The organism is Pseudomonas sp. P7779 (assembly GCF_013386315.1).
GTDB lineage: Bacteria > Pseudomonadota > Gammaproteobacteria > Pseudomonadales > Pseudomonadaceae > Aquipseudomonas.
In genome coordinates this window covers 1-19,650 of record NZ_JACARZ010000104.1, presented here as the reverse complement: position 1 = coordinate 19,650, position 19,650 = coordinate 1, and the positions used below count along the sequence as shown (strand labels likewise).

General features: G+C 61.3%; 21 protein-coding genes. 13 read left to right on the top strand and 8 right to left on the bottom strand.

Going from position 1 to position 19,650, the window contains the following annotated elements; genetic code table 11:
- Positions 1 to 280: 280 nt before the first annotated feature.
- Entirely contained in the window at positions 281 to 1,168 is an 888-nt protein-coding gene (rhtA, locus tag HX869_RS26400; protein WP_003210146.1) for a threonine/homoserine exporter RhtA, read from the top strand.
- A 167-nt stretch (positions 1,169 to 1,335) separates the two neighbouring features.
- Positions 1,336 to 1,617: a hypothetical protein gene (locus HX869_RS26395; RefSeq protein ID WP_003210144.1), complete on the top strand. Its 282-nt coding sequence runs from the start codon at positions 1,336 to 1,338 to the stop codon at positions 1,615 to 1,617.
- A gap of 12 nt (positions 1,618 to 1,629) precedes the next feature.
- Here the strand turns inward: HX869_RS26395 and HX869_RS26390 are convergent, their stop codons facing one another.
- A complete protein-coding gene (locus HX869_RS26390; RefSeq protein WP_178903893.1) occupies positions 1,630 to 2,190 on the bottom strand; it encodes a TetR/AcrR family transcriptional regulator in 561 nt (186 codons plus the stop codon).
- An 89-nt stretch (positions 2,191 to 2,279) separates the two neighbouring features.
- Here HX869_RS26390 and HX869_RS26385 point away from each other — a divergent pair, with 89 nt between their 5' ends.
- Together HX869_RS26385 and HX869_RS26380 are read left to right on the top strand one after the other, a co-directional pair.
- Positions 2,280 to 3,011: an SDR family oxidoreductase gene (locus HX869_RS26385; protein ID WP_102369597.1), complete on the top strand. Its 732-nt coding sequence runs from the start codon at positions 2,280 to 2,282 to the stop codon at positions 3,009 to 3,011.
- A gap of 35 nt (positions 3,012 to 3,046) precedes the next feature.
- Positions 3,047 to 3,637 (top strand): 2-hydroxychromene-2-carboxylate isomerase, encoded by a 591-nt coding sequence (locus HX869_RS26380; RefSeq protein WP_102369598.1) that lies wholly within the window; start codon positions 3,047 to 3,049, stop codon positions 3,635 to 3,637.
- Here HX869_RS26380 and HX869_RS26375 read toward each other — a convergent pair.
- From HX869_RS26375 to HX869_RS26365, 3 genes are all read right to left on the bottom strand, one after another.
- Positions 3,634 to 5,442, bottom strand: coding sequence for an aminopeptidase P family protein (locus HX869_RS26375; protein WP_178903892.1), 1,809 nt, complete (start codon positions 5,440 to 5,442; stop codon positions 3,634 to 3,636). The two genes, HX869_RS26380 and HX869_RS26375, sit on opposite strands and share 4 nt — an antisense overlap.
- A gap of 36 nt (positions 5,443 to 5,478) precedes the next feature.
- Complete coding sequence (locus tag HX869_RS26370) at positions 5,479 to 6,639, bottom strand: cysteine desulfurase family protein (RefSeq protein ID WP_178903891.1); 1,161 nt, start codon at positions 6,637 to 6,639, stop codon at positions 5,479 to 5,481.
- Positions 6,640 to 6,867: 228 nt separating this feature from the next.
- Positions 6,868 to 7,137, bottom strand: coding sequence for a hypothetical protein (locus tag HX869_RS26365; protein WP_177020568.1), 270 nt, complete (start codon positions 7,135 to 7,137; stop codon positions 6,868 to 6,870).
- Between the two features lie 386 nt (positions 7,138 to 7,523).
- Between HX869_RS26365 and msuE the strand changes: the two genes are divergently transcribed.
- The 4 genes from msuE to HX869_RS26345 are packed head-to-tail and all read left to right on the top strand — an operon-like array spanning position 7,524 to position 11,592.
- Positions 7,524 to 8,087: an FMN reductase gene (gene msuE, locus HX869_RS26360; RefSeq protein WP_003210131.1), complete on the top strand. Its 564-nt coding sequence runs from the start codon at positions 7,524 to 7,526 to the stop codon at positions 8,085 to 8,087.
- Positions 8,088 to 8,096: 9 nt separating this feature from the next.
- On the top strand, positions 8,097 to 9,242 hold the full coding sequence (gene ssuD, locus HX869_RS26355) for an FMNH2-dependent alkanesulfonate monooxygenase (protein WP_177020570.1): 1,146 nt from the start codon (positions 8,097 to 8,099) through the stop codon (positions 9,240 to 9,242).
- Between the two features lie 47 nt (positions 9,243 to 9,289).
- On the top strand, positions 9,290 to 10,477 hold the full coding sequence (locus HX869_RS26350) for an acyl-CoA dehydrogenase family protein (protein WP_003210129.1): 1,188 nt from the start codon (positions 9,290 to 9,292) through the stop codon (positions 10,475 to 10,477).
- Positions 10,478 to 10,488: 11 nt separating this feature from the next.
- A complete protein-coding gene (locus HX869_RS26345) occupies positions 10,489 to 11,592 on the top strand; it encodes a sigma-54-dependent Fis family transcriptional regulator (protein WP_003210127.1) in 1,104 nt (367 codons plus the stop codon).
- On the opposite strand, the gene HX869_RS26340 is transcribed toward HX869_RS26345, so the two are convergent.
- Positions 11,584 to 11,946 carry an antibiotic biosynthesis monooxygenase gene (locus HX869_RS26340; RefSeq protein WP_032898632.1) on the bottom strand — a complete coding sequence of 121 codons (363 nt, stop codon included), beginning with the start codon at positions 11,944 to 11,946 and terminating at the stop codon, positions 11,584 to 11,586. The two genes, HX869_RS26345 and HX869_RS26340, sit on opposite strands and share 9 nt — an antisense overlap.
- A gap of 90 nt (positions 11,947 to 12,036) precedes the next feature.
- Here HX869_RS26340 and soxR point away from each other — a divergent pair, with 90 nt between their 5' ends.
- Positions 12,037 to 12,480, top strand: coding sequence for a redox-sensitive transcriptional activator SoxR (gene soxR, locus HX869_RS26335; protein WP_008430848.1), 444 nt, complete (start codon positions 12,037 to 12,039; stop codon positions 12,478 to 12,480).
- Positions 12,481 to 12,610: 130 nt separating this feature from the next.
- Here the strand turns inward: soxR and HX869_RS26330 are convergent, their stop codons facing one another.
- The 3 genes from HX869_RS26330 to HX869_RS26320 are packed head-to-tail and all read right to left on the bottom strand — an operon-like array spanning position 12,611 to position 15,303.
- Positions 12,611 to 13,381, bottom strand: coding sequence for a MetQ/NlpA family ABC transporter substrate-binding protein (locus tag HX869_RS26330; RefSeq protein WP_087695270.1), 771 nt, complete (start codon positions 13,379 to 13,381; stop codon positions 12,611 to 12,613).
- 29 nt (positions 13,382 to 13,410) lie between these two features.
- Positions 13,411 to 14,076 (bottom strand): methionine ABC transporter permease, encoded by a 666-nt coding sequence (locus HX869_RS26325; protein WP_178903890.1) that lies wholly within the window; start codon positions 14,074 to 14,076, stop codon positions 13,411 to 13,413.
- Positions 14,077 to 14,079: 3 nt separating this feature from the next.
- Positions 14,080 to 15,303 carry an SfnB family sulfur acquisition oxidoreductase gene (locus tag HX869_RS26320; protein WP_178903889.1) on the bottom strand — a complete coding sequence of 408 codons (1,224 nt, stop codon included), beginning with the start codon at positions 15,301 to 15,303 and terminating at the stop codon, positions 14,080 to 14,082.
- 235 nt (positions 15,304 to 15,538) lie between these two features.
- On the opposite strand from HX869_RS26320, the gene HX869_RS26315 reads away from it, so the two are divergent.
- The 4 genes from HX869_RS26315 to HX869_RS26300 all read left to right on the top strand — a co-directional run bounded on the left by HX869_RS26315 (position 15,539) and on the right by HX869_RS26300 (position 19,623).
- Entirely contained in the window at positions 15,539 to 16,000 is a 462-nt protein-coding gene (locus HX869_RS26315; RefSeq protein WP_003210114.1) for a VOC family protein, read from the top strand.
- Positions 16,001 to 16,238: 238 nt separating this feature from the next.
- Positions 16,239 to 17,114, top strand: coding sequence for an alpha/beta fold hydrolase (locus tag HX869_RS26310; protein ID WP_178903888.1), 876 nt, complete (start codon positions 16,239 to 16,241; stop codon positions 17,112 to 17,114).
- Between the two features lie 98 nt (positions 17,115 to 17,212).
- On the top strand, positions 17,213 to 18,517 hold the full coding sequence (dctA, locus tag HX869_RS26305; protein ID WP_003207293.1) for a C4-dicarboxylate transporter DctA: 1,305 nt from the start codon (positions 17,213 to 17,215) through the stop codon (positions 18,515 to 18,517).
- A 191-nt stretch (positions 18,518 to 18,708) separates the two neighbouring features.
- Complete coding sequence (locus HX869_RS26300) at positions 18,709 to 19,623, top strand: LysR substrate-binding domain-containing protein (protein ID WP_173883068.1); 915 nt, start codon at positions 18,709 to 18,711, stop codon at positions 19,621 to 19,623.
- Positions 19,624 to 19,650: the final 27 nt, after the last annotated feature.

Genomic DNA, 19,650 nt, shown 5'->3' with positions numbered 1-19,650 from the left:
TCGATGATCTGAAGCAGCTCGCTGTCGAAACCTACATAACTCTTTGTTTACCAAGGAGTTTTCCGTTTCGACTGCGCCGGAAGTGGGGCGAATTATAGACTTCCAGAATCTGCCGTCAACCCTTAATTCAGCTTTTCTATCAATCCATCCCCACAATCACGGAATTCGTCTATATAGGAAGGAACCCTTAACTAATTGAGCAATATATTGCCCAACGCTCAACAGTTAAGCATCATAGCCACTCGGTTTCTTTCAATACGACCTCGGACGAATACCCTCAATGACCACTTCCCCGCGTAGCCTGGCTTCGACACTGTTTCCGGTCGGCCTGCTACTCATTGCCATGGCCTCTATTCAATCAGGCGCCTCACTCGCCAAAAGCATGTTCCCCATCGTGGGCGCCCAGGGCACCACCACCCTGCGCCTGATTTTCGCCAGTGTGATCATGCTGCTCCTTTTACGCCCATGGCGCGCCAAGCTGACAGCCAAGTCGTTGCAGACGGTGATCGTCTACGGGATGGCGCTGGGGGGAATGAACTTCCTCTTCTATATGTCGCTGCGCACCGTTCCGCTGGGAATTGCAGTAGCCCTCGAATTCACCGGCCCACTGGCAGTAGCCATCTACGCTTCGCGACGCGCCGTAGACTTTCTCTGGATAGCCTTGGCGATTGTCGGACTTCTGCTATTGATCCCAGTGGGCGAAGCCAGCAGCGGCATTGACCTCACAGGCGCCGCCTATGCACTCGGCGCAGGTGCGTGCTGGGCACTCTACATTCTGTTTGGCCAAAAGGCCGGCGCCGACAATGGCGTTCAGACTGCGGCCCTCGGCGTAATGATTGCAGCGTTGTTTGTTGCACCGATAGGTATCGTCCACGCGGGCGCCGCACTCCTCACACCCTCGCTGATCCCGATCGCCATTGGTGTCGCGGTTTTATCCACCGCCCTGCCCTACACCCTGGAGATGGTCGCCCTGACTCGCCTGCCAGCCCGCACGTTCGGAACCCTGATGAGTATCGAACCCGCGTTCGGCGCCCTGTCCGGGCTGTTTTTCCTTCAAGAGCACTTGTCCCTGGCGCAATGGCTGGCCATCACCTGCATTATCCTGGCCTCGGTGGGTGCAACCCTGACCATGCGTAACGAATCAAAACCACTCGTTCCAGCCGATTGATTCAGGATTTGACGTAGCTATGGCATTTGCCGCTCAATTAGGCCATGTTTAGGTCGTAACCCAGTGTCATTCATGGAGATTTTCGATAAGGACATCATGAACGCTACACTCGAGAGCGAGCAAAGCCAGCTTCGTGCACTTAAGCGAGGCGGCTATTAAGGATAGTAATGAAGCGAATTTTGATGCTGTTCATGATTGTGGCAATCGCAGGTTGTGCCGCGACCACCAAGACCGAAGTAAAACGGGGAAAGAAGGGCCTGCATATCAACTGCTCAGGCCTGTCCTCTTCCTGGGACCAGTGCTACGCCAGTGCAGCTAATTCGTGTGGCGCCAAAGGCTATAAAGTCATCGCCAAGTCGGGGGACAACGCCGAAGACCCAGGCGACTACCCGTTCGGTCTTAACCCCGCCGGCTACACAAGCCGAAGCATGATTGTCATCTGCAAGTAACTGTCGATGACCTCACAGCCTCGACAGCTGCTGGCTGAGCACCTCGTAGTTCGATGACAGGACCTGTGCCTGCACCTGCGGGTCGACCATCATCCGCGCCACCACCAGGGCGCCGATGCATTGCGACAGAATCGACCACGCCAGGGCCTCGCTGCCCAGTGTTGCTGCCCACCCCACCTGCAATCGGCAAATCCAGTCCTGCGCCTGTTGACGAACGGCCACATCAGATCGCGCAATCTCCGCCCCCAGGCTCGGCAACGCACATCCGGCTTCGGATTGCTCCACATGGGCCATGCTCAGGTAGAACTTCAAACAGCGATCCAGCCGCTCACGGCTTTGCACCCCGTCGCCATTCAATCGCTCAAGGCTGTGGCTCAATTCACGCTCGACAATCGAACGGAACAATTCATCCTTCGAAGCGAAGTGGCTATAAAACGCACCGCCACTCAAGCCAATGGCCTTCATCAAGCCATCCACCCCGACACTGGCAAAACCCTCTTTCTTCGCCAGTGCCGCACTGCTGTCCAGAAGCTTTTCCCTGGTTTGCTGCTTGTGACTAGCCGAATATCGCATCGCTTCCTCCACTGTGCTGTCAGCTTGACGCCTGCTGGATCGTAGCATAACGTTCGTTTGGCAAACGATCGTTTACTAAAGGATCTCCCATGACGAACAACAAGAAAATCGTACTGGTAGTGGGTGCCGGCGATGCCACAGGTGGTGCCATCGCCAAGCGTTTCGCCCGTGAGGGTTACGTCGCCTGCGTCACCCGGCGCAGCGCCGATAAACTGCAACCCTTGGTGGATAGCATCCACGCAGCAGGTGGCGAGGCGCATGGCTTTGCCTGCGATGCCCGCAAGGAAGAAGACGTTATCGCGCTGATCGAGCGGATTGAAACCGAGCAGGGCCCCATCGAAGCCTTCGTGTTCAACATCGGCGCCAATGTGCCGTGCAGCATCCTGGAAGAAACCGCCCGCAAGTACTTCAAGATTTGGGAGATGGCCTGTTTCTCAGGCTTCCTCAACGCGCGGGAAGTGGCCAAGCGCATGGTCACCCGTAACCGCGGCACCATCCTGTTTACCGGTGCCACGGCCGGGTTGCGTGGCGCCGCCGGCTTTGCCGCGTTCGCTGGAGCCAAACACGGGATCCGTGCACTGGCGCAAAGCATGGCTCGCGAACTGGGCCCACGGAATATCCACGTCGCCCACGTCGTCGTGGATGGCGCCATCGACACCGACTTCATCCGCGACAACTTCCCGCAAAAATACGCCCTCAAGGATCAGGACGGCATTCTCAATCCGGACCACATCGCCGATAACTATTGGTACCTGCACAGCCAGCCCCGGGACGCCTGGACCTTCGAGCTGGACCTGCGCCCCTGGAATGAACCCTGGTAAGCGCGCCCCATAACAATAAACTGCGAGTATCCAGCATGAGTAAAACAGTAGAATTTTTCTTCGACCTCGGCAGCCCTGCCACCTATCTGGCCTATACCCAACTTCCAGGCCTGTGCGCTGCAACCGGCACCCAGCTGATTTACAAGCCAATGCTGCTGGGCGGGGTGTTCAAGGCCACCGGCAATGCGTCACCGGCCACCGTTCCCGCCAAAGGTCGCTACATGTTCCAGGACCTGGCACGCTACGCCCAGCGCTACCACGTTCCGCTCAAGTTCAATCCGCACTTTCCCATCAACACATTAATGCTGATGCGTGCGGTCACCGGCGTCCAAATGCGCCAGCCCGAACGCTTTCTCGACTTCATCGACTGCCTGTTCCACGCACTCTGGGTCGAGGGCCGACACTTGGGAGACCTGTCTGTGGTAGCCGCAGTGCTGACCGAACACGGCTTTGATCCTGAAGCAGTCCTGGCGCTGACCAACGATGACGAAGTCAAGACAACCCTCAAGGACAACACCGAACACGCGATTCAGCGTGGCGTATTCGGTGCCCCCAGTATGTTCGTCGGCGACCAGTTGTTCTTTGGCCAGGATCGCCTGGACTTTGTGCGCGAAGCGCTGGGCTAGATCGCAGCCGTGCGCACCTGCAACCACTCCAGCGCTGCACCGCTGAGCAGCGGGCTCAGGCGCTCACGGACGTGTGCGTGGTAATCGTTGAACCACTGGCGCTCCTCCACCGTCAGCAACGACGGCTCCAGGCAACGGGTGTCGATCGGGCACAGTGTCAGTGTCTCGAACTTGAGGAACTCGCCAAACTCGGTCTTGCCCGCTTCACGGTTCAACACCAGGTTCTCGATGCGCACACCCCAGCGGCCCGGCCGGTAAGTGCCGGGCTCGATGGAGGTAATCATGCCTGCCTGCATTGCCGTTTGCGGCGCCGCGACGGCTTGGTACGCGATCACCTGCGGGCCTTCATGCACATTGAGGAAATAGCCGACGCCATGACCGGTACCGTGGCCGTAGTCCACACCCTCGGCCCAGATCGGCGCACGGGCAATCGAGTCCAGCAGCGGCGAGAGAATGCCCTTGGGGAAATGTGCACGGGACAACGCGATCACCCCCTTCAGCACCCGCGTGCAGTCGCGCTTCTGCTCTTCGCTTGGCGTCCCGATAGGCACCATCCGCGTGATATCGGTCGTGCCGCCCAGGTATTGGCCACCCGAGTCGATCAGCAGCAAGCCATCGCCCTCGATCAGCGCGTGTTCTTCTTCGGTCGCGTGATAGTGCGGCATCGCGCCATTGGCGTTGAATGCGGCAATCGTATTGAAGCTCAGCGACACATAACCCGGACGACGGGTACGCGCTGCCGTCAGGTGCTCATCAATGGTCAGTTCGGTGATGCGCTCACGGCCCAACGCGCTGTCGAGCCAGGCGAAGAATTCACACAGGGCCGCGCCGTCCTGCTCCATGGCCTGGCGAATGTGCTCGGCGTCCGCCAGGCTCTTGCGCGATTTGGCCAAGGTGGTCGGGTTAAGCCCCTCGATCAGCGTGACGCCACTGCCCAGGTTTTCCAGCAAGCCGGCGGTCACCCGGGCCGGGTCGACCTGCACACTCGCGCCCGAAGGAATGTCCTTCAACGCCGCTGCGACTTCGCTGTAATCGCGCAGGGTCACGCCATCCTGTTCCAGCACCGCGCGAAGCTCGGCGTCGACTTTGCTCAGGGCCACAAACAGCGTCGCCTGCTGCTGGCCGATCAAGGCAAACGAGACAAACACCGGGTTGAACGAAACGTCGCCACCCCGCAGGTTAAAGAGCCAGGCAATGTCATCCAGGGTCGCGATGAAATGCCAGTCGGCCCCCTTTTCCGTCAAGCTGGCACGCAGGGCTGCGAGCTTCTCGCCACGACTGACGGTGGCCTGGGGTGGCAGATGTTGATAGATCGGTTGGTTCGGCAAGGTTGGACGGTCTTGCCAGACTTCATTCAACAAGTCGATATCCGTGCGCAAGCGTGCACCACGTGCCTCCAGCTTGCTGCCCAGGGTGCGCGCCGAGGCCACGGCCATGACCGCACCATCAACGGCCACCACGCCGCCTTCCGGCGTTTGCTCCGCGAGCCATTCCAGCGGCCCGGGCTGGCCGGGTTGCAGCTTGACCAACTCGATGCCACTGCCCTTGAGCTCCTTGGTCGCCTGTTCCCAATAGCGGCTGTCTGCCCATACACCGGCAAAATCCGCAGTAACAATCAGCGTGCCCACCGACCCATGGAAACCCGACAACCACTGACGGCCCTGCCAGTAACCCGGCAGGTATTCGGACAAGTGCGGGTCCGCCGACGGCACCAACAGGGCATGAATGCCCTCGCGGCTCATCAGTTCGCGGGTGTGCGCCAGGCGCTGGGGAACCGTTCCATGGGTCAAAGGCTGTGTGCTCATCGTGTCTCCTGCTAACCACTAATAATTGTTATGGGGTCAAACGGCCCAGAACGCCGGTGCGCTGGCCAGTGCCGCCTTGATCAGCTGTACCGCCTGATCGACATCCTGCTCGGTGGTAAACCGCCCGAGGCTCAAGCGAATGGTGCGACCTGCGCTGCGGGCATCATGGCCCAGCGCCAGAAGCACATGGGACGGTGCATTGCTCGCCGAATTGCAGGCCGAAGTGGCCGAGAAGGCAATGCCCGCGCTCAACGCGGCGGAATTGAACTCGCCTTCGCTGAACGTCAGGCTCAGGGTGTGGGGAATGCGTTGGGTAAGGCTGCCATTGAGGCGCACCCCGGCAATTGTATTCAGCTGTTCCAGCAGGCGCTCGCGCAAGGCAACGATGGTCGCCTTTTCTTCAGCAAAGGACGCTGCCGCCAGGGCAAACGCGGTACCCATGCCGGCAATCTGGTGAGTTGCCAGGGTGCCCGAACGCAAACCACCTTCATGGCCACCGCCGTGAATCTGCGCCAGCACTTTCTGCTGCGCACGTGGGCCGACGTACAACGCGCCGATACCCTTGGGACCATAGAGTTTGTGTGCGGAAAATGACATGAGGTCCACTGGCCATTCGGCCAGGTCAATCTCGACCTTGCCTGCGCCCTGCGCCGCATCCACGTGAAACAGCGCGCCATGCTCGCGCACGCGTGCGCCAATCGCCCGGATATCGTTAAGAGTGCCCAGCTCGTTGTTCACCAGCATCAGCGACACCAGGAAGGTGTCCTCACGCAATGCTTCGCTCACCGCCTCGACACTGATCAAACCCTCGGCGTCCGGCACCAGGTACGTCACGGCAACCCCGGCTTCCTGCAACTGGCGAGCGGTGTCGAGCGTGGCCTTGTGTTCAATCTGGCTGGTGATGATGTGCCCACCGGCCACGCCGCGCGCCTGGGCAACGCCCTTGATGGCGAGGTTGTTGGACTCGGTGGCACCGGAGGTCCAGACAATCTGTGCCGGCTCGGCGCCGACCAACTCAGCCACCTGGCCCCGTGCCTGCTCAACCGTTTGCCGGGCCTGTTGGCCGAACGCGTGGGAACTGGACGCAGGGTTGCCGAAGTTGGCATTGAAGCCCAGACACTCAACCATCACCTGGATGACCCGCTCATCCACCGGCGTGGTGGCGGCGTAGTCGAAATACAGCGGACGTTTATTCATGACGTTAAAGACTCGCAGAGCAGGTTCCCGAGAACAACGTCTCAGGGGCCGCAATCAGGAAGGAAGATGGTTTACCTGATCCCGTGCCGTTAAAGAAAGACCACTTTATTTAAAAGTGCGTAGGAACGCTCCTGAAATTCAGCTTAACAGGCTCAGGGAAACGGATGGCAAACAAAAAGCCCGAGGTTCCTGTGGGAAACCTCGGGCTTTTCAGACCTCGCCACTGACTCAACTGGGGCGACCGTGCAGCGTCATGCTGCGCTCGGCATTCATCTCGCCCTGACGATCGAAACCGAAGGTGTTCTGTGGCTGGCCGGTCAGTTCGGCTTTCTTCTGTTGGTATTCATCAAATGACAGGCCTCGACGGCTCAGGGCTTCAAGCGCCAGTTCCTTGCTCTCCTCGGCCGAGTAGCCACGCAGTTCGGGCGACGAATGTGTCGCACAACCGGCAAGGACTGAGGTGACAAGCAATACGGAAATGGCGAGAAAACGGTTCATGGCGAAGGTCCTGCAAGTCAATGAGTACAGGCTACTCCCGCACCTGCACGGTGAAAAATCATCCGCCGTGATAGTCGCTATCAACCTTTGCGACACTTCTGATAGTCGCGCCTTATATTCCATGTAGGTCTATAAATATGGAAATACGTTCATTTACGGAATAAACACAACCCTCTATAAATGGCCTCAACACTCACGCCACTGTTCGCCTGGCAACTGTTGCCCAGGCAACAGTCATTCAACAAAACACCAGGCAGACAACACCACCATTTTCCAACACCTGGCACAGAGGCCACGCCAGTCAAGGGCTGCACAGCTTGGTACAGCTCTTGCTCAAGCCCTGCTACTGCTCTTGCCCTGAGCCACTGTTGAAAAAGGAACTGTTGATGACCCGTCCACTGAATGTCGTTGCCCTCTCCGGCGGAACCTGGCGTCCGTCCCGCACCCTGGTGTTGACCCAGGCGGTGCTGGCCGAACTGGCCGATCAATTGCCGATCCAGGCCACCCTGATCGAACTGGGCGACATTGCCCGGCCGCTGGGCGGCGCACTGTCGCGCCAGGAATTGCCCGCCGACGTCGAAGCGCAACTGCAGGCCATCGAACAGGCCGACCTGCTGATCGTTGCCGCGCCGGTGTATCGCGGCTCCTACCCCGGCCTGCTCAAGCACCTGTTCGACCTGGTCGACCTCAACGCCCTGATCAACACCCCGGTGTTGCTGGCGGCCACCGGCGGCAGCGAACGCCACGCCCTGGTACTCGATCACCAGTTGCGCCCGCTGTTCAGTTTCTTCCAGGCCCTGACCTTGCCCATTGGCGTGTACGCCACCGAGGCCGATTTCACCGATTACCACATAACCAGTGAGCCCTTGAAGGCCCGCATTCGCCTTGCTGCAGAACGCGCCGCGCCGTTGTTTGCCGCGCATCCCACCTCTCTGCTGAAAATCGCTTAAGGATTTGTCATGGATGTTTTCTGGTTTCTGCCTACACACGGTGACGGCCACTACCTGGGCACCACCCAGGGCGCTCGCCCGGTCACCCTCAACTATTTGAAACAAGTCGCCCAGGCCGCCGACAACCTCGGCTACCACGGCGTGCTGATCCCCACCGGCCGCTCCTGCGAAGACTCCTGGGTGATTGCCTCGGCGCTGGTGCCGTTGACCGAACGCCTGCGTTACCTGGTGGCGATTCGTCCGGGGATCATCTCGCCAACCGTCTCGGCCCGCATGGCCGCCACCCTCGACCGCCTGTCCGGTGGCCGCCTGTTGATCAACGTGGTGACCGGCGGCGACCCCGACGAAAACCGCGGCGACGGCAGCTTCCTCGATCACAGCGAACGCTACGAAGTGACCGACGAATTCCTCAAGATCTGGCGCCGCGTGCTGCAAGGCGAATCGGTGGATTTCGAAGGCAAACACCTGCGCGTGCAGAACGCCAAGGCACTTTACCCACCGGTGCAGAAGCCATATCCACCGCTGTACTTCGGCGGTTCCTCGGACGCTGCCCACGACCTCGCCGCCGAACAAGTCGACGTGTACCTGACCTGGGGCGAACCACCGGCCGCCGTCGCCGAGAAACTCGCCGACGTGCGTGAGCGCGCCGCCCGCCACGGGCGCACCGTCAAATTCGGGATTCGCCTGCATGTGATCGTGCGCGAAACCGAAGAAGACGCCTGGAAAGCCGCGGCCAAACTGATCGAGCACATCAGCGACGAGACCATCGCCGCCGCGCAAAAATCCTTCTCGCGCTTTGACTCCGAAGGCCAGCGGCGCATGGCCGCCCTGCACGACGGGCGCCGCGACAACCTTGAGATCGCCCCCAACCTGTGGGCCGGCGTCGGCCTGGTACGTGGCGGCGCGGGCACGGCCCTGGTGGGCAACCCTCAGCAAGTCGCCGAGCGCATCAAGGAATACGCAGACCTGGGCATCGAAAGCTTCATCTTCTCCGGCTACCCGCACCTGGAAGAGGCGTATCGCTTTGCCGAACTGGTGTTCCCGCTGCTGCCGGAACCCTACGCCAGCCTGGCCGGGCGCGGCGTCACCAACCTCACCGGACCGTTCGGCGAAATGATTGCCAACGACGTCCTGCCGGCAAAAGCCAAGGCCTGACCTGCCGTCTGCCGGGGCACGCCCCGGCACACCATGAGGAATACCGCGTGACAGCCAAACCCAACAGCGTCCTGCCCTCACCCTTGCAGACCGCCAAACTGCTGGCCGCCGAATTTGCCCTCACTGCCGTCGAACGCGACGAGCGCGGCGGCACACCGAAGACCGAACGTGACGCCCTGCGCCAAAGCGGCTTGCTGGCCCTGAGCATTCCCACCCAGTACGGCGGCCTCGGCGCCCGCTGGAGCGAAACCCTGGAGATCGTGCGCGAATTCGCCAAGGTCGACAGCTCTATCGCCCACGTCTTCGGTTTTCATCACCTGATGCTCGCCACCGTGCGACTGTTCTCACGCCCGGAGCAATGGCAACCCTGGTTCGAACAAACCGCGCGCAAGAACTGGTTCTGGGGCAACGCCCTCAACCCGCTGGACACGCGCACTGTGGTCAAAGCCTACAACGGCTGGCGCGAATTCTCCGGCAAGAAGAGCTTTTGCTCCGGTGCCAGCGACTCGGAAATGCTGATCGCCTCGGCGGTGGATGAAAGCGCCGGCGGCAAGCTGCTGATCGCGGCCATCCCCAGCGGGCGCAGTGGCATCACCCTGCACAATGACTGGAACAACATCGGCCAGCGTCAGACTGACAGCGGCAGCGCCAGCTTCGAACGGGTACGCGTGGAAGAGTCGGAATTGCTCCTCGATCCCGGCCCGCTGAGTACGCCCTTCGCCTGCCTGCGCCCGCTGATCGCTCAACTGACCTTCACCCACATGTTCCTCGGCATCGCCGAAGGCGCGTTTGCCGAAGCCCGGAATTACACCCTGACCGAAACCCGGCCCTGGCATAAATCCACGGTGCAGGACATTCGCCAGGACCCGTACGTGCTCAACCACTACGGCGAATTCTGGGTCGCGCTGGAAGGCGTGCGCCTGCTGGTAGAACGCGCCGCCGAACTGCTGGACCAGGCCTGGGCCAAGGGCCCGAGCCTCAGTGAAAGCGAGCGCGGCGAGCTGGCCATCGCCATCGCCACGGCCAAGGTCGCTGCCACCCGCAACGGCCTGGAGCTGTGCAGCCGCCTGTTCGAAGTCACCGGCGCGCGCTCCACCCACGCCTCGCTGCGCCTGGACCGGCACTGGCGCAACCTGCGCACGCAAACCTTGCACGACCCGGTGGACTACAAGCTCCACGAACTGGGGGACTGGGCGTTGAACCAGTCCCTGCCGATTCCCACGTTCTACTCCTAGAAGAGGTGCCCATGCAGCTTTTAACCTTACCGCCCTCGCCCGCTCTTGCGACCTCGATCCGCGCCACGGCCCAGGTCTTCGAAGACCCCAAATCCCAGGCGCTGCTGGCGCACATCCAGCAAGTCGCGCCCAGCGAAGCCAGCGTGTTGATCATCGGCGAAACCGGCACCGGTAAAGAGCTGGTGGCGCGCCATATCCACAACCTCAGCGCCCGGCGCAACCGGCCCTTCGTGGCCGTGAACTGCGGCGCGTTTTCCGAATCCCTGGTGGAAGCCGAGCTGTTCGGCCATGAAAAAGGCGCCTTCACCGGCGCCCTCAGTGCCAAGGCCGGCTGGTTCGAAGAGGCGGACGGCGGCACCTTGTTCCTCGATGAAATCGGTGACTTGCCGATGGCGATCCAGGTCAAGCTGCTACGGGTACTGCAGGAACGCGAAGTGGTGCGCCTGGGCTCACGCAAAAGCATTCCCATCGACGTGCGGGTATTGGCGGCCACCAACGTTCAGTTGGAGAAAGCCATCAATGCCGGGCATTTCCGCGAAGACCTGTACTACCGCCTAGACGTGGTCAGCCTCGAACTCAGCCCCCTGCGGGATCGGCCCGGTGACATCCTGCCACTGACCCGGCATTTCATCGAAGCCTACAGCCAGCGCCTGGGTTACGGCCCGATCACCATCAGCCGCGAGGCCGAGCAAAAGCTCAAAAGCTACAGCTGGCCGGGCAACATCCGCGAGCTGGAAAACGTGATCCACCACACCCTGCTGATCTGCCGCAACGGGGTGATCGAGCGCGACGACCTGCGCCTGTCGAACATGCGCATCGAGCGTCAGGACGACAGCCAGCACGGCACCGACAACAGCGCCGAAGCCCTGCTGGAACGCGCCTTTCAAAAGCTCTTCGAGGAACAGGCCGGGGCCCTGCATGAAAAGGTCGAGGATGCGCTGCTGCGCGCCGCCTACCGCTTCAGCCATTACAACCAGGTGCACACCGCCAACCTGCTGGGCCTGAGCCGCAACGTGACCCGTACCCGTTTGATCAAGATCGGCGAGCTGGCGGTGAACAAGCGACGCCCCGGCGAAAACGTACAGGGCGAGCGCATGCTGCACCTGTCAATTTAGGCGGCAGTGCAGAGCGTTGTCATGGCTGCGCTCGATGCTGCGCAGCACCTGGAACGAACCGAAGGTCACCGCCGTGGCCTGGTGGGCGCGTATCAGCGTCCAGAAATCTTCCTCACCGTGCTCAAAACACTTGAAGGCCGCTTCCCCCTCCTCGCGGGAGCGCCATTGCAGGTAGCTGAGCACCCGGCGTCCATCATCACTGACCTGCACGCTGGCATTGATGAAGCCACCATGGCCCTGGGCCAGGCGCTCGCTTTGCGATGACAGGGCCGCCACCAAAGCCGATTGCTGCTGAGGCTCGATGTGGAATTCGACCATCTGGGTAAAACTCAGACTCTTCTCTAATACCTGCATGAACATTCCCCTCTCACTGTAGGCACAATCTTGCGATTCGATGCCACGCAGGGTAAAACCTCTAGTTAAGTCAAGGTCAAGGGCTTTTTCATGGTCACCAAAGAACTCACCGTCGGCCAACTGGCAGCCCGCAGTGGCGTGGCGGTTACCGCGCTGCACTTTTATGAAACCAAGGGATTGATCAAGAGCCACCGCAACGCCGGCAACCAGCGGCGCTATCCGCGGGATGTGTTGCGCCGGGTGGTGGTGATCAAGATTGCCCAGCGTTTGGGCATTCCCCTGGCGACGATCCATGACGCGCTGCAAACCTTGCCCGATGGCCGCACGCCCAACGCTGCCGATTGGGAGCGCCTGTCTGCGCTATGGCGTGAGGACCTGGACCAGCGCATCGAAAAACTGATGTTGCTGCGGGATAAACTCAACGGCTGTATTGGCTGCGGGTGCCTGTCGCTGGAGGCGTGCCCGTTGCGCAATCACGACGACGTGCTGGGTGAGCGCGGGCCTGGGGCACAACTCTTGGAGCCGTCCACATAATGGCGGGGTAAAACTCGATCAATGTGGGAGCGGGCTTGCTCGCGAAAGCGGGGTGTCAGTCGCCAGATGCAGTGGCTGATCCACCGCCTTCGCGAGCAAGCCCGCTCCCACATTTTGATCGCCGTCAGACTTAGAATCCCGGGGCAATCTGGCCTTTATAGCGGGTCAGGATGAACTGGCGCACTTCATCGGAGTTCAACGCCTTGGCCAGTTTCTGGATGCCAGGGTCATTGATGTTGTCCGGGCGCGCGACCAGGTACTCCACGTACAGGCTCTTGCCCTTCTCGACGATCAACGCGCTGTTGGTGTCGATCCCCGCTTCCAGGGCGTAGTTGGCAAACACGAACGCCAGGTCCACCTGGCTCACCGAGCGGGCCAGCAACGCACCTTCCAGTTCACGAATTTTCAGGTGCTTGGGGTTTTCAACGATATCTCGCGGCGTGGCCAGGGTGTTGCTCGGGTCCTTGAGCTTGATCAGGCCGGCTTCGTCCAGCAGCACCAAGGCGCGGCCAGTGTTGACCGGGTCGTTGGGGATCGACACTGTCGCGCCGTCTTTCAACTCCGAGATATTTTTGATCTTGGTCGAGTACGCGCCGAAAGGCTCGATGTGCACACCGACCACCGGCACCAGGTTGGTATTCCGGGTCTTGTTGTAGTCATCCAGGAATGGCCGGTACTGGTAGTAGTTGGCGTCGATGTTCTTCAGCGCCAGTTGCTGGTTGGGCTGGATGAAATCGGTGAAGACCTTGATTTGCAGGTCCACGCCTTCCTTGGCCAGCACCGGCTTTACGAACTCGAGGATCTCGGCGTGAGGCACGGGCGTGGCGCCGACGACCAGCGTCTCGTTGGCAAAGGCATTGAAGGAAAAGACAGCGGCCAAGATGGCCAGGGATTTTTTCATGGTTGCTCCGAAGGCATTAGTTATAGGAATCAACGGCGGCTGTAACGCGCCACCAAACGGTCACCGGTCATCTGCAGGGCCTGCACCAGCACCAACAGCAGCAACACGGTGACCACCATCACGTCGGTCTGGAAACGCTGATAGCCGTAGCGGATAGCCAGGTCGCCCAGGCCACCGCCACCGATCACCCCGGCCATGGCGGTGTAGTCCACCAGCACAATCGCGGTGACAGTGACCGCTGCCAGCAGCCCGCCCCGGGCTTCCGGCAACAGCGTGTGGCGGATCACCTGCCAGGTGCTGGCGCCCATGGATTGGGTGGCCTCCACCACGCCACGGTCGACTTCGCGCAAGGTGGTTTCCACCAGCCGCGCAAAGAACGGCGTACAGCCCACCACCAACGGCGGAATGGTGCCGGCCACGCCCAGGGAGGTGCCCACCAGCAAGGTAGTCACCGGGATCAGCACAATCAGCAGGATGATGAACGGCAGCGAGCGCAGCACGTTGACCACCACCGACAGCGCCCGATACACCACCAGGGTTTCGTGCAACTGGCGCTTGCCGGTGAGGAACAACAGCACCCCCAGCGGCAACCCCAGCAGCACGGTAAAACCCAGGGCCGCGCTGAGCATGCTCAGGGTTTCCAGGCAGGCTTGGCCGATGTCGGCCCAATAGATGTTTTTAAACAGCTCGGCCATGGGTCAAGACCAATCGTGACGCGGTGGCTTGGCGCCGTTGAGCAGCCAGTTGCCCACCACGTGATACTTCCAGCGCACCGGGTCATGCAGGGTATGCACCCGCGCATTGCGCCAGTGACGGTCGAAGTTGTGCTTCTTCAAGGTGGAGCGGGTGCCGCCGAGTTCGAAGAGCTTGTTGCTGGCTTCAATGGCGATTTCAGTGGTCAGTACCTTGGCTCGCGCGACAGCCAGGGAGGCGTGGGCAACGTTGTCTTCATCAGGTGCCGGGCGCGCGGCGTCCAGGGCCTTGCCGGCCCGCTCCAACAAGGCTTCCGCCGCTTCCAGGCGAATATCCAGCGCGCCGACCTGGATGATAGTCAGCGGGTCTTCACTGGCGTTCTCCACCCCGGCATCGATCCACGGACGGGCGAATTGCCGGACGAACTGCACCGTGTCACGCAACGCGGCACGGGCGATGCCGGCGTCGATGGCGGCGGTGGTCAATTGGGCGAAAGGCCCGGCCAGGGTCGGCGAATCGTAGGAGCGATGGGTAGGAAACAGATTGAACGCCGGCACCTTCAAGCCTTCGGCCAGCACCGTGCCGCTGGAGGTGGTGCGTTGGCCCATGCTGTCCCAGTCGTCGACCACCACCAGGCCTTCAGTGCCGCGCGGCACGAACGCCAATTGCGCATTTTGCTGTTCATCCAGCGCCAGCACCGCCAGCCAGTGGGCATACAGCGAACCGGTGCAATAACCCTTGCGACCGTTGATCACATAGCCATCGCCTTGCCGGCGAATGGTCGCCTGGATGTCCTGGACGTTCTTGCCGCCGGTTTCCGACAGCGCATTGGCAAACCGATGCCCTTCCAGCGCCAGGCCAAAAAAGTACGCCTGCTGCTCGGGCGTGCCTTGCAGGCGGATATCTTCCAGCAGGCAGTAATGGTTCTGCGGGATTTGCCCCAGCGAAGGGTCGGCCGCCGAGATAATCGCAATCACCTGGGCCAACACCGCGTATGACACCTGGGCACCACCAAACTCGCGGGGCACGCTGATGCCCCACAGACCGCTGTTGGAATACAGGTCGACGACCTCCGCAGGCACCTGGCGGGTGCGATCGCGCTCGGCGTCCTGTTCCAGCAACACGGCAGCGACTCGGCGGGCAACGGCCAGTGCGTGGGCCTCGTCGCGGATCAACTCGGCGTGGGGCGGGTGAATCGGGTAATCGGCAGATACAGGCAGTACAGACATACAACGCTCTCGGGCGAATGGTTTGCCAGAGGCATTGCAGCTTCTGTGCCTGAGGCGCCTGGCCTTCAAACACAAGGGTTTGCTCCCGATATACGCGCGGCAGACCGCCCTTGGCGCAGCAAACTGCCGGTTTGCTGTTGCCTGGGCAACACCTCGTCGGCTGCCCGCAAGCCACGGCGCACGTGGCCTATAGTGAAAAAGCCGTCCCTCCACAACCATCATCAAGGAGAACGATATGAGCGTTAAACCCATTCCCGAGGGCTACCACAGCATCACGCCGTACCTGGGCATCGACAAAGCCGCTGAAGCCATCGAGTTCTACAAACGAGCCTTTGGTGCCACCGAAGTCATGCGCCTGGACATGCCCGACGGCAAGATCGGCCATGCCGAACTGCGCATTGGCGATTCGGCGATCATGATGGCCTCGCCCTGTGGCGAAATGTCGTTCGGCAGTCCGGGAAAAGAACACCCCAGCGTGTGCCTGCATCTCTATGTGCAAGATGTCGACCAACAGTTCGCCCAGGCCATCAAGGCCGGCGGCACGGCGATTTCAGAACCCAAGGATCAGTTTTACGGTGACCGTTCCGGGACGCTGAAAGACCCCTTCGGGCATGTGTGGTTCCTGGCCACGCGCAAGGAGGACTTGACCGAGGCGCAAGTTCGCCAGCGGGCCGAGGCGTTGTTCAAGCAAGGATGAAGTCGCCTGGGCGACGCAACCCAACGGTAGGAACTGGCTTGCCTGGGATGGCATCACCTCGGTGCGACTGATACACCGAGTTGCCTGCATCGCAGGCAAGCCAGCTCCCACCGTTGACCTGCACTGCCTGAAAGATCGGGCTTCAACACACTTCATGAACAACCCCTCCACGCTTTCCCCCTTGCCCCGGGCGCCGTGTGATTTCAGGATGCAGGCAATCATCACAAGGAGTCATTCCATGTTCGCCGGATTCCAAAAAGACCAGCGCCACGTCAACGGCGTGGACATCTGCTACCGCAAAGGCGGCACAGGTCCCGGCCTGCTCCTGCTGCACGGGCACCCGCAGACCCACGTCATCTGGCACAAGGTCGCCGAGCAACTGGCCGAACACTTCACCGTGGTCGCCGCCGACCTGCGCGGTTATGGCGACAGCAGCAAGCCCGCCGCCATTGACCATCACACCAATTATTCAAAACGCGAAATGGCCCGCGACGGCGTCGAGCTGATGAAGGCCCTGGGCTTCGACAAGTTCTCGGTGCTGGCCCACGACCGTGGCGCCCGCGTCGCCCATCGCCTGGCTCTGGACCACCCCAAGGCCGTGCAGCGCATGGTGCTGCTGGACATCGCACCAACCCTGTCCATGTACGCCCAGACCGACGAAGCCTTCGCCCGCGCCTACTGGCACTGGTTCTTCCTGATCCGCCCGGCGCCGTTGCCCGAGAGCCTGATTGAAGGCAACCCGGAACTCTACCTGCGCAGCGTCATGGGCAGCCGCAGTGCCGGGCTCAAGCCGTTCACCGATGAAGCCTTCGCCGAATACCTGCGTTGCCTGAAACTGCCCGGCACCGCCACCGGGATCTGCGAGGACTATCGCGCCGCCGCCGGCATCGACCTTGAGCACGACCGCGCCGATATCGACAAGGGCAACCACCTGGAGCTGCCGCTGCTGGTGATGTGGGGCGCCGAAGGCACCGTCGGGCGCTGCTTCGAACCCCTCAAGGAATGGCAGAAAGTCGCGACCGACGTACGTGGCAAGGCCCTGCCGGCCGGCCACTACATCGCAGAAGAAATCCCTGAAGTGCTGCTCGGCGAAGTCCTGACCTTCCTTCGCTGAGCCTTTATGAACCGCTGACCTGACCGATCCCGCCCCGCAGGCTTGAAACAGCCTGCGACGGGATCTGCTTGCCCAAAAAACGTCTCGAGATAATAAAAATGACAATCAGAAAACTGCTGGGAACCCTGTATGTGCAGGTGATCATCGCCATTGTGCTGGGCGTGTTGATCGGCAACCACTGGCCTCAGGTGGGCATCGACCTCAAGCCGTTGGGCGACGGGTTTATCAAGCTGATCAAGATGATCATCGGCCCGATCATCTTCTGCACCGTGGTCTCCGGCATCACCAGCATGCACGACGTGAAGCAGGTGGGCCGCGTCGGCGGCAAGGCGCTGCTGTACTTTGAGATTGTCTCCAGCATCGCCCTGGTAATCGGCATCCTCGCCGCGCACCTGCTGCACCCCGGCGTGGGTTTCAATATCGACGTGAAGACCCTCGACACCTCCGCCATCGCCGGTTTTGTCGGCCAGGCCGAACACGGCGAAGGCGTCACCGGGTTCCTGATGCATGTGATCCCCACTACCTTCTTCGACGCCTTCTCCAAAGGCGAAATCCTCCCGGTACTGTTTGTGTCGGTGCTGTTTGGCCTCGGGCTGGTGATGATCGGCGAGAAGGGCCGGCCCCTGGTCGGCGTGATCAACCAAGCCAGCGAAGTGTTCTTCCGCATCGTCGGGATGATCAGCCGCGTCGCGCCGATCGGGGCCTTCGGGGCCATCGCCTTCACCATCGGCAAATACGGCCTGGGCTCGCTGCTGCCGCTGTTGAAACTGGTGGGCACGTTCTACGTCACCGCGTTTTTCTTCGTCGCCGTGGTGCTGGGCAGCATCGCCCGGTATGTGGGGTTCAGCATCTTCAAGCTGCTGACGTACATCAAGGCTGAACTGTTGATCGTGCTGGGCACCAGCTCCTCCGAATCGGCCCTGCCGCAACTGATCCAGAAACTTGAAAGCCTTGGCGCGTCCAAAGGCGTGGTGGGGATCGTGGTGCCCACCGGCTACACCTTCAACCTGGACGGCACCAACATCTATATGACCCTGGCGGTGCTGTTCCTGGCCCAGGCGACCAATATCGACCTGACGCTGGAGCAACAACTGACCCTGCTGGCGGTGGCGATGCTTACCTCAAAAGGCGCCGGCGCGGTGGTGGGCGCAGGTTTTGTCGCGCTGGCCGCCAGCCTCGCGGTGGTGCCGACGGTACCGGTGGCGGCGATGGTGCTGATCCTGGGTGTGGACCGGTTCATGGCCGAATGCCGCTCACTGACCAACATCATCGGCAATGCCGTGGCGGCGCTGGTGGTGGCTGCGTGGGAAGGTGAACTGGACCGCGAAAAAATGGCGCCCATCGCCCTCAAGCACGGCCGCCACGCACGGGCCGCCGCCCAGGCGAAGATCGCCGCCGAGTAACCCTTAAACACCAATCCCCTGTGGCGAGGGAGCTTGCTCCCGCTGGGCTGCGCAGCGGCCCCAAGATCTTTGGGAGCGCTACGCACTCCAGCGGGAGCAAGCTCCCTTGCCACAGCAAGCGCCCTCACCACAGAAGCTCCCTCGCCATACCGGTGCTATTCTGGCGGTTCATGCCGCCATGCCTGTTTCTGATGAACAACAAGAAAGATACCGTGCCCCTACCTGAAGACCTGCGGGTATTCCTGACCGTGATCCGCAAGGCCGGCTTTGCTGCGGCTGCCGACGAGCTGGGTTTGTCCCCGGCCTACGTCAGCAAGCGTATCCAGATTCTCGAAACCACCCTCGCCACCCGCCTGCTGCACCGCACCAGCCGCCGTATCGCCCTGACCGAAGACGGTGAGCGCGTGCAGCGCTGGGCCGTGCGGATTCTCGAAGACTTCCAGCAGTTGTCCGACGAGCTTTCCGACGCCCACGACAGCCCGCGCGGCCACCTGCATTTGTGCAGCAGCTTCGGGTTCGGCCGTAACCATGTGGCACCGGCCTTGTCGCTATTGGCCGAACAATACCCGGACCTGGAGATTCGCCTGGACCTGTTCGACCGGGTGGTGGATATCGTCAGCGAGGGTTTCGACCTGGAGATTCGCGTGGGCGACGACATCCCCGGGCAACACATCGGTCGCCGGCTGGTGAGTAACCGGCGGGTGCTGTGTGCGGCGCCCGCCTACCTCGAACGCCGTGGTGTGCCGCAGCACTTGAGCGACCTGGAACAGCACGACTGCCTGGTGCTCAAGGAGCGCGACAACGCGTTTGGCATCTGGCACCTGGAGCGCGATGGCGTGCAGGACAGCGTGCGCGTGCGCGGGCCGTTGTCGTCGAATAACGGCGAGATCGTCTTGCAATGGGCCCTGGACGGGCGCGGCGTCTTGCTGCGTTCGATGTGGGATGTGAAGCCGCTGCTGGAGCAAGGGAAACTGGTGCAGGTGCTGCACGACTACACCCAGAGCGCCAACGTGTGGGCGGTGTACCCGACGCGGCTGGCCTACTCCGGGAAGTTGCGGGCGTGTGTGGAGTTTTTGCAGGAGCACTTCAAGGGGTTGTCGATTTAGCGTGCCGGGTTTGAGTACATATCCGTT